The sequence below is a fragment of the Pseudomonas sp. P4_B3 genome, from assembly GCF_056402295.1.
This window is the reverse complement of sequence record NZ_JBFUHR010000012.1, coordinates 101,078-116,267: the sequence shown is the minus strand read 5'-3', so window position 1 is coordinate 116,267 and position 15,190 is coordinate 101,078. Positions and strand designations below refer to the sequence as shown.

The 15,190-nt window shown below is 54.0% G+C and carries 13 protein-coding genes and 1 pseudogene; 4 read left to right on the top strand and 10 right to left on the bottom strand.

Features of this window, described 5'->3' with window-relative positions:
- Nucleotides 1-23: 23 nt before the first annotated feature.
- On the top strand, nt 24-1,034 hold the full coding sequence (locus AC1DWG_RS16215) for a metallophosphoesterase (RefSeq protein WP_477788002.1): 1,011 nt from the start codon (nt 24-26) through the stop codon (nt 1,032-1,034).
- A 154-nt stretch (nt 1,035-1,188) separates the two neighbouring features.
- On the opposite strand, the gene AC1DWG_RS16210 is transcribed toward AC1DWG_RS16215, so the two are convergent.
- A complete protein-coding gene (locus tag AC1DWG_RS16210; protein WP_477788001.1) occupies nt 1,189-2,595 on the bottom strand; it encodes a DUF2252 domain-containing protein in 1,407 nt (468 codons plus the stop codon).
- Nucleotides 2,596-2,736: 141 nt separating this feature from the next.
- Here AC1DWG_RS16210 and AC1DWG_RS16205 point away from each other — a divergent pair, with 141 nt between their 5' ends.
- Nucleotides 2,737-3,645 (top strand): YeeE/YedE thiosulfate transporter family protein, encoded by a 909-nt coding sequence (locus tag AC1DWG_RS16205; RefSeq protein ID WP_477788000.1) that lies wholly within the window; start codon nt 2,737-2,739, stop codon nt 3,643-3,645.
- Between the two features lie 54 nt (nt 3,646-3,699).
- Here AC1DWG_RS16205 and AC1DWG_RS16200 read toward each other — a convergent pair whose 3' ends face one another.
- From AC1DWG_RS16200 to AC1DWG_RS16190, 3 genes and pseudogenes are all read right to left on the bottom strand, one after another.
- Nucleotides 3,700-3,948: a hypothetical protein gene (locus tag AC1DWG_RS16200; protein WP_477787999.1), complete on the bottom strand. Its 249-nt coding sequence runs from the start codon at nt 3,946-3,948 to the stop codon at nt 3,700-3,702.
- Between the two features lies 1 nt (nt 3,949).
- Nucleotides 3,950-4,303 (bottom strand): DUF6124 family protein, encoded by a 354-nt coding sequence (locus AC1DWG_RS16195; protein WP_477787998.1) that lies wholly within the window; start codon nt 4,301-4,303, stop codon nt 3,950-3,952.
- A gap of 333 nt (nt 4,304-4,636) precedes the next feature.
- Nucleotides 4,637-4,771, bottom strand: a pseudogene (locus AC1DWG_RS16190) (hydrolase); the annotation flags it as partial.
- A 196-nt stretch (nt 4,772-4,967) separates the two neighbouring features.
- Here AC1DWG_RS16190 and AC1DWG_RS16185 point away from each other — a divergent pair.
- Nucleotides 4,968-5,231, top strand: coding sequence for a hypothetical protein (locus AC1DWG_RS16185; protein ID WP_477787997.1), 264 nt, complete (start codon nt 4,968-4,970; stop codon nt 5,229-5,231).
- Between the two features lie 1,120 nt (nt 5,232-6,351).
- Here AC1DWG_RS16185 and AC1DWG_RS16180 read toward each other — a convergent pair.
- The 3 genes from AC1DWG_RS16180 to AC1DWG_RS16170 are packed head-to-tail and all read right to left on the bottom strand — an operon-like array spanning nt 6,352 to nt 9,489.
- On the bottom strand, nt 6,352-6,570 hold the full coding sequence (locus AC1DWG_RS16180) for a KTSC domain-containing protein (RefSeq protein WP_477787996.1): 219 nt from the start codon (nt 6,568-6,570) through the stop codon (nt 6,352-6,354).
- Nucleotides 6,563-8,326: an ATP-binding protein gene (locus AC1DWG_RS16175; RefSeq protein WP_477787995.1), complete on the bottom strand. Its 1,764-nt coding sequence runs from the start codon at nt 8,324-8,326 to the stop codon at nt 6,563-6,565. The genes AC1DWG_RS16180 and AC1DWG_RS16175 overlap by 8 nt, the downstream gene beginning before the upstream one ends.
- Nucleotides 8,327-8,328: 2 nt before the next feature.
- Nucleotides 8,329-9,489 (bottom strand): SIR2 family protein, encoded by a 1,161-nt coding sequence (locus tag AC1DWG_RS16170; RefSeq protein ID WP_477787994.1) that lies wholly within the window; start codon nt 9,487-9,489, stop codon nt 8,329-8,331.
- A gap of 722 nt (nt 9,490-10,211) precedes the next feature.
- Here AC1DWG_RS16170 and AC1DWG_RS16165 point away from each other — a divergent pair.
- Entirely contained in the window at nt 10,212-10,778 is a 567-nt protein-coding gene (locus AC1DWG_RS16165) for a hypothetical protein (protein WP_477787993.1), read from the top strand.
- A 405-nt stretch (nt 10,779-11,183) separates the two neighbouring features.
- On the opposite strand, the gene AC1DWG_RS16160 is transcribed toward AC1DWG_RS16165, so the two are convergent.
- From AC1DWG_RS16160 to AC1DWG_RS16150, 3 genes are read right to left on the bottom strand one after another with little or no spacing between them, the layout of a single operon-like run.
- The gene (locus AC1DWG_RS16160; protein ID WP_477787992.1) at nt 11,184-12,560 is read right to left on the bottom strand and encodes a SagB family peptide dehydrogenase; all 1,377 of its coding nucleotides are present in this window, start codon (nt 12,558-12,560) and stop codon (nt 11,184-11,186) included.
- Entirely contained in the window at nt 12,557-13,195 is a 639-nt protein-coding gene (locus tag AC1DWG_RS16155) for a DUF6445 family protein (RefSeq protein ID WP_477787991.1), read from the bottom strand. Before AC1DWG_RS16155 ends, AC1DWG_RS16160 begins: the two co-directional genes overlap by 4 nt.
- Before the next feature lie 30 nt (nt 13,196-13,225).
- Complete coding sequence (locus AC1DWG_RS16150; RefSeq protein ID WP_477788029.1) at nt 13,226-15,049, bottom strand: TOMM precursor leader peptide-binding protein; 1,824 nt, start codon at nt 15,047-15,049, stop codon at nt 13,226-13,228.
- Nucleotides 15,050-15,190 lie beyond the last annotated feature (141 nt).

Sequence of the window (15,190 nt, the reverse complement as noted above, 5' to 3'; positions counted from 1 at the left end):
CCTCGATTTCTGCAAAACGGTTGGTGCTCCGGAGGATCGCGCTTGGCTTTGGTATTGCCTTTGCTCTTCTACTGGCGGTCGGTGGTTACTGGCTGTTTACGCCGCCATCGCCGTACGTTCCGTTGAATGGTCTGGACCCTGCATCGGTGTCGATGATTGCGGTGGGCGATCAGGGTAGCGGTGACCTGCAACAGTGGCGGGTGGGGCAAGCCATGGAGCGGGTTGCGTCCAGGGAGGGGCGCCTGGACATGGTGGTTTTCCTCGGCGACAACTTCTATGGCAAGCCATTGACCAGCACCCACGATCTCCACTGGGAAACCCGATTCGAGCGTGTCTATTGGGGTCATTGGCTCAGCCATGTGCCGTTCTACGCGGTGCTGGGCAACCACGATTACCCGGTGTCGCAAAAATACGAGATCGAGTACGGCCAACAGCACAAGGGATCGGGCCGTTGGCATATGCCGGCGAATTTCTACGTCAAGGATTTCGGTGACGTTGACGGGCGGCCATTGGTGCGGATGGTGTTCCTCGACACCTCGGCGCCCCGTGAAAGTTTGCAGCAGCAAATCGACTTGATCGATCAGGCGTACCAGGCACCCGGACCGGCTCCGGTATGGCGAATAGCCGCGTCCCATCACCCGGTGCGCAATCAAGGCAAGCATGACGAGGAGTCGAATCTGCTCACATGGCTCTTGCCAGTGTTGCAACGCAACCACGTCGATCTGCTTTTGTCGGGTCATGATCACAACCAGCAATTGCTGTTGCGTGCAGGCGAACCCGCTTGGGTGATTTCCGGGGCCGGTGGCAAGAGGCTGTCTGCCTTGCAAACGCCAACACCGGATAGCACCTTTACTGACTCGCGGGCTGGTTTTGCCAAACTCGATCTGAGCGCCACTCAACTCAGGCTGGGGTATTACAACGACCGCGGCGATCTGGAATCCGGCTTTCGCTGGGTCAGAGACTGCCAGTGGATGGCCAAAGGCTGTTTGCTGCCCGAGCCATCGCAAGGGAGCGTCGCGCAGGTGGCACAGTGATGGGCGCAAACCCGCAGGTAAAAAAAAGCCCGCGGGAGAGCGGGCAAACCGTAGTTTCTTGAATGAGCGAGCGAAATGTACAGGCTCGCGCGGGGTGGTGGGGTGAAGAAAAATTCATCTCGCTCAAAGCTCCGTACCAGAGCTTGCGACATAGCTATGGCAAATGATCCGCGGCAAAGTCGGCTTCCGACCGTGCCCGCAAGCGGCCCTTGCGGCAGGCTTGCTGGAACCGCTCGAAATCGCGCTCGTTGTGCTCGGTATAGCCCTGGGCATATTTATAGAGCGCATCGGCCAGTGCGTCGCTCTTGCCGATGTAGCCGCTGATCACCGCCGCGTGCCCGGAAGACTTGGCATGGGCGCGAGCCAGGGCCCGGCCGCAGAGCCGGCCATAGGCGGCGAATGCGTCGCCATCGAAGGTCTCGAGTTCGGCGGAGATTTTCATGTCGCGCAATTGCCGCACATAGAAATGTCGCCCGCTGGGACCGGTGGTCCAGCCGAGGAACAGGTCGCTGGCCGATTGCATCAACCGCTGGCCGTCGACCACCCGTTGCCCCTCATGCCGCACCCGCGACCTGGTCTTCACGTAGCCGGCGAGCACCGAGCGTCGCGCTTCCTTGAATTGCAGGAACAGCGGGAACTCCTGATCGTCGGTCAGCAGCGCCACCAGGCAACGGGTGCCGACACTGCCCACGCCCACCACTTTGAACGCCATGTCCTGAACGTGAAAACGCGACACCAGATCACGGCGGTCCGCTTGCAGGGTGCCGCGATAGTCGCGCATGAAGGTGTCGTAGAGCGGACGCCAGTCCGAGAGGCGCAACCAGTCATCATCGGCATCCAGCAGCGTGGTGTTTTTGTGCAGGTGGAAAATTTCCGGCAGGTCATCGCGAATGATCAGACGACCATGGGCGTCGCGTTCGCTGATTTTTGGCAGCAGTTCGGCATGGGTGCGACGTTCGGCCTTTTCGACGGCGCGTTGCACATGTTCCAGAGTGCTTTTGTTGGCCTGCGCCAGCAGGTCGTCATAGCTGATGGATTCGTACCAGGTTTCCAGCGAACTTTGTTCGGCGCATTCGAGCATGGTTTTCTGATAGGCGCCCACGACCTGATGGCAGACCATTTCTTCAACCGTTTCCCCATGACGCAGATCGCGAGCCGCCACCAGGAAACTCGCCACCAGCCGTTTCAAGTCCCACTCCCACGGCCCGGGGTGGGCCTCATCGAAGTCGTTGACGCTGAACAGCAGGTTGCGTTCAGGCGTTGCGAATCCCCCGAAATTCATCAGGTGGCTATCACCGCAAATCGGCGATACCAGCCCCATGCTCGAGGTGCCCGCCAGGTCGTGGGCCTGCAGCAGCGCATTGCCGCGATAAAAGGTGAATGGTGACACCAGCATGCGTCCGTAGCGCAACTCCACCAGGGATTTGACGCGTCCTTCACTCGACGCCTTGATCAGCGGTATTGGGTCGCGGTCGACCTTACCCAAGGCTGCTTGCGAACTGCGGGAGCACTTCTTGCGCGCATCCTTGCCTTGCTTCAAACGGTCGGTGAGGGTGGTCATGGAGGCCTATTCGACAGGGTTATAGGACGATTGCGAATTGAGTGTAGAAGGGCTTTGCGGGTTCATCCGAAGTGTTTGCCCAGCGACTAATCTGTCTGTCAGGCATCGACTCGGCGCCATCACCCGGAAACAGGGAGCCCAGTGTTTTCATTACCGGTTTCACTGCTGCTGGCGTTCCTCATTGGCTGGGTGTCCCAGCGCATGGGCATGTGCCTGGTCAATGCGATGGGGCTGCTGCTCAAACGCCGGCCGACCCTGTTCGTGTCGCTGGTCAGCTGCGGTTTGTTCGGTTTGTTGCTCGCACCGTTCTACGCGTTGTCTGGCGTCAGTCAGCCGCTGTTCATCCCTGAGGTTGGCTATCTGTCACTGGTCGGTGGCGGGTTGTTGTTCGGCCTCGCGTCGGTGCTCAACGACGGATGCAGTGTCGGCACCCTCACCAAGCTCGCCAGCGGCAACCTCAACAAGGTCTTCACCATCCTCGGCTGGGTGTTGGGCATCGTGCTGTGGCATCACCTGAACATGCTGACCGAACACCGGGCGCTGAAAATGCCGATGATCACCAGCCGTCATTACTGGCTGGTCATTGGCATCGTGTTGCTGATTTTGCTGTTCCTGATCCGGATTCACGGCGACAAACACCTGGTGCTGTCGAGCCTGCTGCTGGGTGCCCTGACCGGCGCCCTCTACACCTTCGAACCACTGTGGACGCCCAGCGTGTTTTTCTACGATCTCTCGCACATGTTCTGGGTCTCGGGCGACACATCATTGACCACCCCGCGTGTGGCGGTGTTCGCCATGCTGATGCTGGGCATGCTCTGTTACACCTTGTATCGCCGCACGTTCAACTATCAGCGCTTTGCGGCGACGACAGCGGTCAGGCATTTGCTCGCGGGTGTGTTGATGGGGACCGGTGCATCGATGATGCTGGGCGGCAATGACTCGCAGATTTTGTTGGTGTTTCCGACGCTGACCTGGGTGGGGGCGGTGCCGTTGGTGTCGATTGTGTTGGGGATATTGGTGGGGGTTGGGGTGAGGCGACTGCGTGCTTGATGATCGCGGCTCTGGAGTTGGACGACCTCAATGAGACCGTCCATTTTTCAAGGATCAAACCTGCATTTGCAGCCGTCGCCCAACCACATCCAGCAAATCGCATCCATCGCGCAGGGACGTGACCAGCACCCGCGCCAGTTCGCTGTAAACACCCTCATCAGCCGCGAAACTCTCCAGCAATTGCGTCGCGGTTCGAATGCGATAGGCGGCTGTTTCGTGCAGCACATCCAGCGGTGCCTCGGTGTCGATCAGCAGCGACGCGATGGTGCAGTCGATGCCGGTCATTGGCATGTATCGATTCATTTCAGGCCTCCACTTCGTCGAGAGGCGCGATGTTGTCCAGTGCCCGGTTCACCAGCAATTGCGCCAGCACGGCCAACTGCTGGATCGCCAGGGCGATGTTGCGACGCGAACTCTCAAGCTCGCAGGCAAGGTCGGTGCTCATGACGTTGAGCGAGGCGAGGGTTTCGCTGGCGTGGGTGAGCAGGGACGGTGTGTCGATGTTTGGGCGGAGGGTGAAGACGTGGCTGACGGGGTCGAGGTGATTGGGGTTGCGGAGGCGGGCGCTGATGGTGGGTTCTGTGGTTTTCGATAAGTCGATTTTGTCTTCAGCTAAATTGGTTGGGGTTTCCGGGGGATTGGGGCTGTTTTTTTTCAAGATGGCATTCCTCACACTGTTTAGAGAAGCTGCCATCCCCTGCTGTCAAACAGGATTGGGTGGCAGCTATACGCGGGTTGACAGACCGGAAGTGTGAGAACCCGGTGCACCCGAAGGTGCCCCGCGCACAGCCGCCATAATCGTGACTACATGCGCGAATGCATGCTGTCTGATTTGGGAGGTGTGAAGGTTACACTTTTCAGCCTGTCAAAGCCGATCGCTGATTTGCAGCGACCCCTGAAGGCTATCGTCGAGAAGTTGCGTCCGCCAGTTCATGAAAGGCGATGCGTTTTGCGGGAAATGTCCTAGGACGCGGTGAAGAGGTTGCACTGATCACAGATCGCTCGATCTCACCGTGTGCTTGAAATGATGCTCCCAAAGCCTGACCCCCAACCCGCCTGTCCTGTCCAGTGACTACCCCACCGTCAGATCCGTGATCAATGTCGGCTGCAAACCCGCATTAAACAGCTCAGCCGTTACCGATACCCATATTGCAACCATGCACATAACAGCCTAGCGCGACGGCCTATGTGACCCTATCGTCAGAATTCACGTACCACAAAGTGCTTTTGTGAGTTGTGAGCGTACGATGTAACTCACGTTTTCGCTGAATTCCTGGGGGCGCGAACGAAGCGACCAAGCGATATGGCATTGGAGAAAAATCATGATTCGCAAGCACTACTTGAAAGCCCTGGCGATGCTGCTCATTGCCGCTGGCGTGCAGTGGGTGACGCTACCCGTCAACGCAACCGAGCAGGGTCAACAACGGCGTGAAGCTCGCGATACCAGGCAGGAAGGGCGCTCCACTGCCCGGCAAACCAAGGATGATTGTAGAAAAGGCAATGACAAGAGCAACGTAGAGTGTCGCCAGGACAAGCGCAGTACCAAGCAAGATACCCGTCGTACAGCCCGGGACATCAAGTACTGATCGTTAGCGTGGGTCCTGCTTCAGACTGTTGCAGGGCTTGCGATACAGCCAGAAACAACAAAGCCCGCACTGGGCGGGCTTCGTTGGTGTTTCAATTGGTGGGCCGGGGTAATTTGAATCCGTTTAGTAAATTGTTGATTTATAACATTAATATCTAATTTGATTTTTAGTTGGAATACCAACTGGAATACTGCACTCCAGTTGACCACCCGTTTGCATTCGATCTGACCAGCACGTTTCGTAACCATGATTGACAGTGAACTACCCATAGCTGCCGGTTGCGACAGGCAGAAATCGGCCGATTCTGTTGAAAAAGTCGGTCCTTCCAGACTGTCCGCATACTGACCGCTGAAAACGCCTTTTTTGCGCGCTGCTACGCGAAATCGGAGCCAGAAATCCGCTGCTCAAAGTAAAGATTTCAATCTCAAGCGCGTACTTTTCTGCCGTGGAAGCTATCGCCGACTTTTTCAACAGAATCGGCCAGAAGCGGTCAGTCAGCGCCCACGAAATTGGGGGCGATTCAATAAGTAACGACATTCCAGTAATAACGAAATCCTCTGCCTTTTTGGCGGCTGGGACAAACGCACCTATCTGCTGCCGCTGCCCAATCCAAAAGCGCGGCTGGGCAGCGTCGGTTATTTTGGCGATATGAGCGAGATGGGTGGCTATGTGCTACGTTTTCAAAGCTTCTCATCTGTCGTTTTTAAAGGAGTATGTATGTTTACTGATATCAAGCCAGGCCCGAAGCCCAAACGCGAGGATGGCAAGGACGACCGCAGACGGCATGTGGACCCACCCAACGATAAGAAACACCCGACTTTGCCTATCCACAAGCACAAGCCAGGAGATTAGGGCCAGCCTGGCAGCCCTTCGTCATCGAGTATGCCGGAGGGCTTTTTATTATCGGCGGTTAAATATTAAAAGCCACTGGCAAAAACGGGGTCTGACACTGAGGGATCCATGTGGTCTGATCCCTTTTTTCTCAAGATGTCTAGGAGGTGTGTCCCCTTATGGCTTACGTTGCGGATTTTGCTAATAAAACTACTTGTTCAACAGGGAAAAGGGCTTGATTAATCAGTCGGATTTGGACTGAACGTGTTGCCAGTTTCGCTGAGACTTTTTAAGCATTTCGCCCATTTGGTTTATGGTTGAGCGTCATATGAATAAATTGGCCCCTTGACTGTCCTGGCGCGGTGAACGCTTCCCACACGTGCGGAGGACAAGCTGAGTACCACCATTCCACGCCATTGGGAAATCTGACATAAATGGTTTCCGAACCCGCATCGTATTTTTCTGCAACTATTCGAGTTGAACCAAACACAGCAATCCATTCAGTCATCTTCAGCCTCGTAGGTGCCGCGCCATGCGGCTAATGGTTCACTTATATTTGGAAGATGCGGAGCTTGACGCCAAGACTCAAGAGAAGGATCTTCTGCTCGCGGCATTGGATTCGGTTTATCCAACATCGCCCGGACTGGCAGTACAAGCGCTTCTCCGCTGACTATAGCTTCCCCTGTCCGCAATGACGGTAAAACCGATGCCAACCCTGCCACGCTGTCAGGTAACGCAGCACGAATTGCTCCTTGATCTCCGGCATTCGTAAGACGAAGGGCAATTATCGTTCCACACTGTGCTAGTGCTGTTTCCGGGAGTTCAGTTGGTCGCTGGGTTACCAACAGTAAACCAACACCGTATTTACGCCCCTCTCGGGCTATCCGATTGGCTGAGTCACGCGTAACAGCGCTTGCAGATGCTCCGAGGTATCGATGCGCTTCCTCTAGTACAATTAGAACGGGACTTGGGCGCCCAATTCCAGGCCCCTCCGGCTCACTACGCAGCGCGACTTCAAACAACATATTTAAGACGACGCCGATTGCGAGATCTGCAGCTGCTGCAGGGACCCCACTGAAATCTAGTACCGATATTGCGCGATTCCCACCTAACCAATCTTGCATCACCTCAACGAGTGGGTCAGTGCCAACCGGATCACCCGTAGGTTCTTGAAAAAAGCGTAGACGCGGGTCAAGTAGTCCTAAACGGATTAGATCAGGTGTTGAACCGTAGACTCCGAATGTAGGACCTTGATGAGGCGGTTGACCTCCAGGTCCATAAGGCTCGAATTGGCCTGATCGCAACGTAGCTGCATCGCCCGGATCAATCTGACACACTGTTCCGGGATCCGATTTTACTCGGCGAGTCTCACGATTTTCTGAGTCCAGTTGGTGCCAAATTGGACGGATATCAAATGGAACTGGCGTATCAGCAGTGACGGCATTTGGATCAAGAGTTAACCAACTTGAAGTGGCAACAAATTCTCTACGGGCCTGCGCCACAAGATCGTTGAATCGATTAGTGAATGTCGGGCCGCCTGACGCGCCGGCAAATATTCTTACTATGTCGCTTGCAGGCAATGCCCAATATGGAACCCTGAGACGGTTCATATCGTCAGCGAGCACACTACGAACGGAGGCACTCTCCGCAAGAGCGCGTGCATATTCTCCGTGAGGATCTACAACTACAATATTGGCTGCGTTCCAGCCGCCTCTTATGAAACTTTGTAGTAGAGATGCCACTACAGTCGTTTTTCCGGATCCTGTTGATCCGACTACCGCGGCATGTCGCACGACAAGTTTTTTTGCGTTAAGGCAAACTGGTACGTCTTCGGTTGCGGATAAACACCCTAATCGTAAATGTTCATCATCCGCATGGGGAAAAATAGCGGCGAGTTCTTCAGGCGTCGCGAAATGAACTGGATCATCGAGTCCGGGAAATACACCAACGCCTCGTTGAAACCGACCCGTTGCTCGATCAATCTCTCCGAGTAATTGAATTTCTAACCAGCGTTCGTCGCGCTCAATAGCATCGGAAAGAGCTACTTTTCCCACAAGTTCTGCGATACCTACAAGAGTTACGGTAGCAATAAGATCGATAAGGCCCTGAGGGATTCGAACAAGCGAGCCGATTTGTCCAATAGGTTGAAGTCGTCCCCGGTAAATTGGTGCCACTCCAGCAAGATTAGGGTCGAGTGCAACTATGATAGTAGCGCCAAGAACGTTTTTGACCTTGCCGATGCATGTCGGATCTTGCCATGACATGCTTATTCTCCTATGCCTGGATTTTGGATTTCCGCTGCCGCTTTTAGTATATTTTCCAATCGAATATCATTGTCAAAGTCACGGCTAGTACTCTTTGCTAGATATTCTGCCAATTTGCTGAAGTTTCCGAGTAAGAATGAATTTCCCTCATGTATACCAGGACATTCTTCTTCGGTTTCTGCCCAGTTGGCCCTTACTCCCCCAATGATTGCCTCTTGGTTGCCTAGCACCTGGAGGTTTGGCGTCAAAAGTGCTTGAGCGGCCAGAATATCTGGAATGGTCGAATAACAAAAAACAACTATTTCTGTGCGTTCACGTCGCATCGCGGCATCGAAGAATAGTTCGTTTAAATGCGCGTCTCCGAACGAATAGCCAGCTACTAATACAAGTGTTTCTGGTTGGTGAAACGCTCGGCGCATGCGATCTTGAAGAACAAGAAAAGGGACTCGCCTCGACTCTTCATATTTTGTATCGGAGGGGTATATCGCTGCCGCCATTTCATTGTTGACTGGCTGGCCGACTCGAACAATTTGGCGATCATCTTCCCATGCCCAGTTGACGGATCCGTGTAGCTTCCACAAGCGTGAAAAAAAAGCAGGGATACCTTCTGCTTCAGAACCTGGCCGAATCTCAACGAGATCAGTCTGAAATCGAGCTCGCAAATTCCCAATAAACCCGTCGAAATAAGGAACTTGCATTTCTTCCAGTGCGGTTTCTAGTAAGAGATCATAGTTGACTGTAAAGATCTCAACTGGCATGTGGTAATTTGTACGGGCAAGCCAAGCAGCAAAGTACCTACTTGGTGTAAGATTGGCGTTGCTAATGTCTAACTCTTTAATGATTATTTGGCAGATAGCCAGATCTAAATCTAATGCCGTCTGAGCAGTGAAGTTGTCTAAAGTCTGATCGCCATCTAACAGTGCAGATATTCGCCTGAGCCGGCTAAGGCCTTGTTCCAAGTTTCGACCTGTAAGCAGTAGGGTTAATAGGGGTTTTTGGTCATTGTTGAGGCTTGCAAGCACTCGGTCCTGTAACTGGGCAATGTCTGGAAGGCCGCATGCCTTTGAAGTTCCAGCTCCAAAAAAGGTACATACGTGTCGGGAGCGCGTTGCCAATTTCGCCCCTAAACCAGTGACAAATCGTAAGGGATCGTGAGTGACCATATCTACACCAAGTCCTTGAGGGTGTAAGCAGACTAGACCACATATCAGAGTTGCGAGGTGTTAATCGGCATACTTTATTCGAGTGTGAGAATTTTTTTGTAATTCAGACCGCCTTGCAGGCTCTACAGCGTTGTTATGGAACACTATTTAATATTACGCAAACCTGCCTGTTATTAACGCACAGTCCGCCAAAAACCGTACCGTAGAATCTCGAAAGCAGTGGTTGCCCGCGTCCGCTTTTGGCCGATATTTGCCTCTCGCCACCGTCAGCTTCACGCCCTGAGGAAGTCAGTCAACCAAATTCGAGGTATCTGAAGGTGCGTTCAAGCTTCGTTTGGCCGAGGAGGAGTTGGACTGCCCTCATGTTCTTCGTTCTTCGATAGATTTTGGTGACGATTCGGCTGATCCAAGCTCTGCTCGAACGGCTTAAGCGTAGGCCGAACCGGCTTTGCACTTCTCATTAGGATTGCCACTGCTTAAGATCCTCTTCTGATCTGATGCAACTACAGGAGGTTGACGTGCGCCCTATCTCAAACCCACGATTTAACGCTTTCGCTGCTTACTGCAGAAGCCCCAGGCACTGGCGATGGGAGACGAGATAGCTTGGTTCGAAGCCGAAAACTCGCGAATCATGGCGACAATCATCAAGGACAGAATTGACGGCGATTACAAACGCACAGACATGCGCGCAGAACTGAGGAAAGGCAAGGAGAAGCAATCCGATGAAAAGAGCTATCTGTCCATCCTGTGAGAAAATCAATGGCGTCCAGTTGCTATGGGGAATGCCGGATGCCGCTGATTTGACATTGGCCGAGAAAGGAGAAGTAGAGCTTGGCGGCTGTGTCATTACTGATATGGAAGTAGACCGCCATTGTCGTAGTTGTGCGCATCAGTGGAAATCATCAATGTTTCCCAATAATGAGCGTGAAGGAAAAAGTGACTTACAAAAAAAACACAGTAAGCGGAACAGGTCAAAACCTAACCTGTCGGCAATATCTTCGCCGACGGTAGCGGTATCACCAATTGCAGTGACCCACAAAAATCAAGGTTCAGTATCCCCAAAAAAGCACTCATCATTCATCCCGACTGTGATCGTTTTTATTCTCGCTTGGATCGTAGCCTCGCTTTTAGCGGGATCTTTGGTGTGCGGAGATGGCTGGGCCTCTGGGTCAATTGGTAGGCAGGGAGCGTGTTCAAGCCACGGAGGGGTTAATAAACTACCTCAGACGCTTGCGTTTTTTGTTAGCGCGGCCTTAGCGTTTGTTTTCCATATCCGCCGAAAGGGTTGACGTTGGCCTTCATCGGAATCGCCTACCTTTTTTCAGAGTCAGGCGTGCGTCCGGGCATCACGCCTTGCATGATTAGACCGGCTGCCACCTATGCGGCAGCAATTGATCCATTTCACTCAATCTAGACATTACTGTCGCCTACCAGAGCGCTTGCCGCAGCCACATCACTTGACTCAGGTCGGACGCTAGGCGGGGTGCGCTTGGGATTGTTTGCGGTCATCCTGAGAGACTTCTTTTGGCCGATTGCTGTCTGTCGCCAAGGGCAGCAAACGACCCTTTAGGCCAGGCTTACCCAGTTCACACAGATAGCAGAACAGCTCGCTAGCTTCAATCAACGTCCTACTGTCCTCAAACAATGTTGAGCGCCTGCCCCAAGCAGATAAGAGTTGCCGCTCCCAACTAGTCTCACGCGTCACCAAGCGGCCGCTCTCCAACAATCATGAATTCGCCTACGAGGGGTTGTTCCAGGGGATCAATGAAAGAGATCTTCGAGAATAGTTCGGCATCAACAGCACCCAGTGCGCACACCTCCACACCGAGCGCTGCGCCAAGCAGATACATATGGTGAAATACCACACCAACATCCTTCAGACACAGAGCGTAAGCGATCCCTTCATACTTCCAGGCCAGATGAGTAAAGCGAGCCGTGATTAGAATAATGAACGCGGGAGAATCGATTCGCCCGGTAGCCCTGCAGGCATTTGACCTAAGCACCGAAACTTGGTCGTTCCAGCCACATACCTGCCTGAGTGCGTGAGTGCTTGAGTCGTAATAGAGGATCCCACTCAGGGCTCCGGAGGAATCGGACCCGAGAACATAAAACTCAAGCTCATAGCAGCCACCGGCACCCGCATAGAGCCTGGACTGGGCTTCCCCCGATCGCCCAAAACTCCGTACTACTGGAGCTAGCCCCGAAAGAAGCTTCCCTAAATCGGTGATTCCCACTTCCCCCCCGACTGCGTCGGAAGGGGGAGATCTCCGGCGTTGCAACACGTCCCAAAGAGATATAGAAAGGTCTGCACTATCGGCCCGTGCGAGCATTGCGACGACAGGCCAACTCTCGTAGCTAATTTCGTCCCGATGCCCTGTGGGCGCACCCAAGCGAAAGGTAGCCCCGTGGCGTGTAGGAGAAGCCCGCTTCTGCGTTGAGTGCGCATGGAAGAGGAGGTCATGGAATTCCCAAACCTGCTGACGTCGCTTTCCCCCCAACACATCAACAAGGTCCACAATTTGGGTTCGTAAGAGCACGCTAAGCAATGTATGCGCAACAGTCGGCGACTCAAGCGAAAGCGCGGAGGTCAGCAAATCCACTAGGACTTTCCCATTGGGCCCTCCCACCCCGACCACGTCAAATACGACCTTAGCGACGGACAAAGGCACCAGGATCTCGTCTTGACTGGTAGCAGACTTGAGGCAGATCACATCTGCTTCTGCGGACGCCGTGGCATAAGCGAAGCGCGACAATTGGTACTGCGCGTTCAAACTGACCATGGGCGTCTCGAGGAAGTTGCCACGACACTCCGCAATGCAAGTGCCATGCGAGTGAATGAAGAAAGTCAACGCGCCGGCTTCGTGCATTTCCCGGATGCGCTTAATCATTACCGCCGCTGTCTTCACATCGAAAAACTGCAGCGAGAAATCCGTCAAGTCCTCCAGCGAACAGATGCCGGTGTCAAGAGCAGACCAAACTGCTGCGAGTACCCCGTGGGTATCCTCGTTGAATTCGCGGAGCTTAGCTGACTTTCGCTTTAACCCCAGAACAGCAAAGGCGTTACTTCTCATTCAGGTTGCCCACATGTGATCAGATAAAAATTCTGAGTCAGCCGATTTGCTCGCGGTCCGGCTCCGGTCATATCGATCCGGTGGAATGCTCTCGCGGGGAATATCAACAGTTGGTTGTACTGATGCTGCACCGCTCCCGTCTGCTCCCAGGACGAATTAGGTGCGGTAAAGAATCGGCTGACTGGCTCGCAGTCAGGGGCGATTTCGGCGCCAGTCGGAAGATGCCTCCAGAACGAGGTTCCGCAGATCGCCGTGCTTGGAATATCCTCTGTAGTGCTGAGCGACAAGACACCCACGTGGTCACAAAAGTCATCGATGTGTGGGACGCTTTCCAGATCTTGGAGGTCCTTGCCACCCTGGATACGCGCAAATGGCGCAAATTGGTACTCCACGTGAGGTCGAACCCGTAGCCCCATGTGCCTGCCGAGGAACGGACAGAAAAACTTCGTCGTTATGGGCGTAAAAAGGAAATGGCCGGGATAGAGACCTCTGCCCTGTGTCCAGGCGCGCTGGTTCATGGCGAATATACGAACCGCATCCGGATTCTGATAGACGTCGGTCAAGACCATCACAGTGATTTCGCCGAGCGCGATTCTGGTGACCTGAACGTCAGCGTTTATGCTCCAAGTATCCATGTACTTCACCGATAATGAGAGGTCGATTCCTCAGCCCAGCATAGCGACGGAATTAAGCTCGGACTCACGCAACTGCCCACTTAGCCATCCAAGCCCCACCGGCACCGAATAGAGGCGCCCTTGTCCCAATCGGCGCCAATAATGGTGTAATCCTGGAACAACAACCTTGACGGAATGGAGGCCCGTCTCCCGTCTTGACTGATCGAGGATGAGGACTTCGAGCCCCAGCGCCCGAGCAATGGATTCGCAGTGATGAATGTCGTCGAGAATGTCGTTTGTCTTAGGCCCCACGTCAGGACGGAATCCGACACATTCACTTTCGTCCCCGCTGAGAAATGGGAGCGATCTAAGACTTACCCGGTTGAACCAGTCTTGCGTTTCGGCGTCGACATGATGTCGTCCCTCCCTTCGCGACCTAGGCAGCATCTGGTTCAGTTCAGTCAATGCACGCGAGACCGCTATCTTCGAATCAAGATGACAGCCGAAACCGGTTAGAATTTCGGTCCCCGCACCGTTTTCGCCGTCGAGACATGACAGCGCGACATAAACCGGAATGTCAAAGTCATGTGTAATATCGAGCAACCACAGCCTTCGTCCCAATTGTCTGTGGCGATCCGCTAGTGCGTCGATATACGGATCATTGAGTGATCCAAGAGACACAGTGGGGCGACGCAATTTGTTGTACCACCAAACTGCTACTGCATCCCTTTCCACCACCTCTAAAAAGCCTTGCAGGACAGCTTCTTCAAGATTGTTCCCGGCGGCGTTACCGTTGGAATCGGAGAAACAGTAACGTCTTCCGTTCTGCGTCACGGGCAGATGATGCGTGTGATATAGATACGAGGTGGGAAGAAATCGCATGAAACCATTAGTGAGCGACCAGATTGGTGACCACTCAATTTCGGTGGAGGACTCGAGCCACTCGGGCACTCGCAGGCTCCACGGGGCAAGTCGGTTCCATTCATCCCTCTTGGAGAATTGCTGCTCGCTGAACAGCATGCATCTGTTAGGGTGAATGGCCTCTTCGCCAAGTGTATCTAAGCTCCCGATTATAACGGGCTCGTACCCCTGAAAGAAAACCGAGTGCCGTTCAACAGCTTCCGCGAGCGCGCTGGCCCTTGCCTGCACCGTGGTTCTTCCCTTTCCTGCGCTTGTATTGGCGAGGTTGTCCGCTCCTGCCAGGAGGGATGAGGGTTGATACCCAAAGTTATGTCTGGCCAAGAACACCGGCATCGTGGCAGGAGCCCCATCCAACGGGAACAGATGGCTGACAATGCCCGTAATAGGACTCACCAGACGATCTTCAAGTGTCAATGTCTCCGTTGGATGGACGCTCCTATATCCTCCATCCGAAATGTCAGCCTTGGATTGAGACGTGAGCAACGGCGGAGAGTACTCGTGGTTCGTGTTTCCGCATGCTGGGCACCCGTCAAGCGCGATCACGGAATGACGGGTTATCGACGCGTCACGTATGTCGAACTGCGTCAGCGAATTGTTCTTAAGCGATTGGCCCTGCAGGTATACCGTGAGCAAGAGCGAACTAAGAGCTCCGGAAGTTCCTCTTTCCACGCTAGGGAAGACGGTCGCTTCGATCTGGCCAGCAGGCCCGAGTTTTCGGTTCGCATACGTCTCAACTAAGCGATTCTGGCTTATGCGGGACGCCATGCAGTTGTAGCACGGCACCTTTGCCGTTTGAAATAGGGGGCTCACCCATCCGTTAGTGCCGGAGATCTTAAGTACTATCCAAGGGTCTCCGTCTTCACTTCTGCTTAAGCAGTATCTCGCTAATAGGGGGTCGAGGAGATCATCAACTAGGACTATTCGTATACATCTACCAGGATAGGCGTCCAACATCTTGGTGCCTGCCCTCAATCCGTCGTCGTTAAGCCAATCCGCGAGGCGGGTTTCTGCCCCTTCAACTACCGACAGGCTCTCGACAAGAACGTACCAACTCTTCAGCTCAGGGGACACATTCCGCGGATCCCCGCTCGCGGC

What these genes read in the sequence shown, in the direction of transcription:
- AC1DWG_RS16165 (WP_477787993.1), top strand. Translation starts at nt 10,212, where the DNA reads ATGAAAAGAGCTATCTGTCCATCCTGTGAGAAAATCAATGGCGTCCAG.
- AC1DWG_RS16160 (WP_477787992.1), bottom strand. Translation starts at nt 12,560, where the DNA reads ATGAGAAGTAACGCCTTTGCTGTTCTGGGGTTAAAGCGAAAGTCAGCT.
- AC1DWG_RS16155 (WP_477787991.1), bottom strand. Translation starts at nt 13,195, where the DNA reads ATGGATACTTGGAGCATAAACGCTGACGTTCAGGTCACCAGAATCGCG.
- AC1DWG_RS16150 (WP_477788029.1), bottom strand. Translation starts at nt 15,049, where the DNA reads ATGTTGGACGCCTATCCTGGTAGATGTATACGAATAGTCCTAGTTGAT.
- AC1DWG_RS16175 (WP_477787995.1), bottom strand. Translation starts at nt 8,326, where the DNA reads ATGTCATGGCAAGATCCGACATGCATCGGCAAGGTCAAAAACGTTCTT.
- AC1DWG_RS16200 (WP_477787999.1), bottom strand. Translation starts at nt 3,948, where the DNA reads ATGAATCGATACATGCCAATGACCGGCATCGACTGCACCATCGCGTCG.
- AC1DWG_RS16180 (WP_477787996.1), bottom strand. Translation starts at nt 6,570, where the DNA reads ATGACTGAATGGATTGCTGTGTTTGGTTCAACTCGAATAGTTGCAGAA.
- AC1DWG_RS16170 (WP_477787994.1), bottom strand. Translation starts at nt 9,489, where the DNA reads ATGGTCACTCACGATCCCTTACGATTTGTCACTGGTTTAGGGGCGAAA.
- AC1DWG_RS16210 (WP_477788001.1), bottom strand. Translation starts at nt 2,595, where the DNA reads ATGACCACCCTCACCGACCGTTTGAAGCAAGGCAAGGATGCGCGCAAG.
- AC1DWG_RS16185 (WP_477787997.1), top strand. Translation starts at nt 4,968, where the DNA reads ATGATTCGCAAGCACTACTTGAAAGCCCTGGCGATGCTGCTCATTGCC.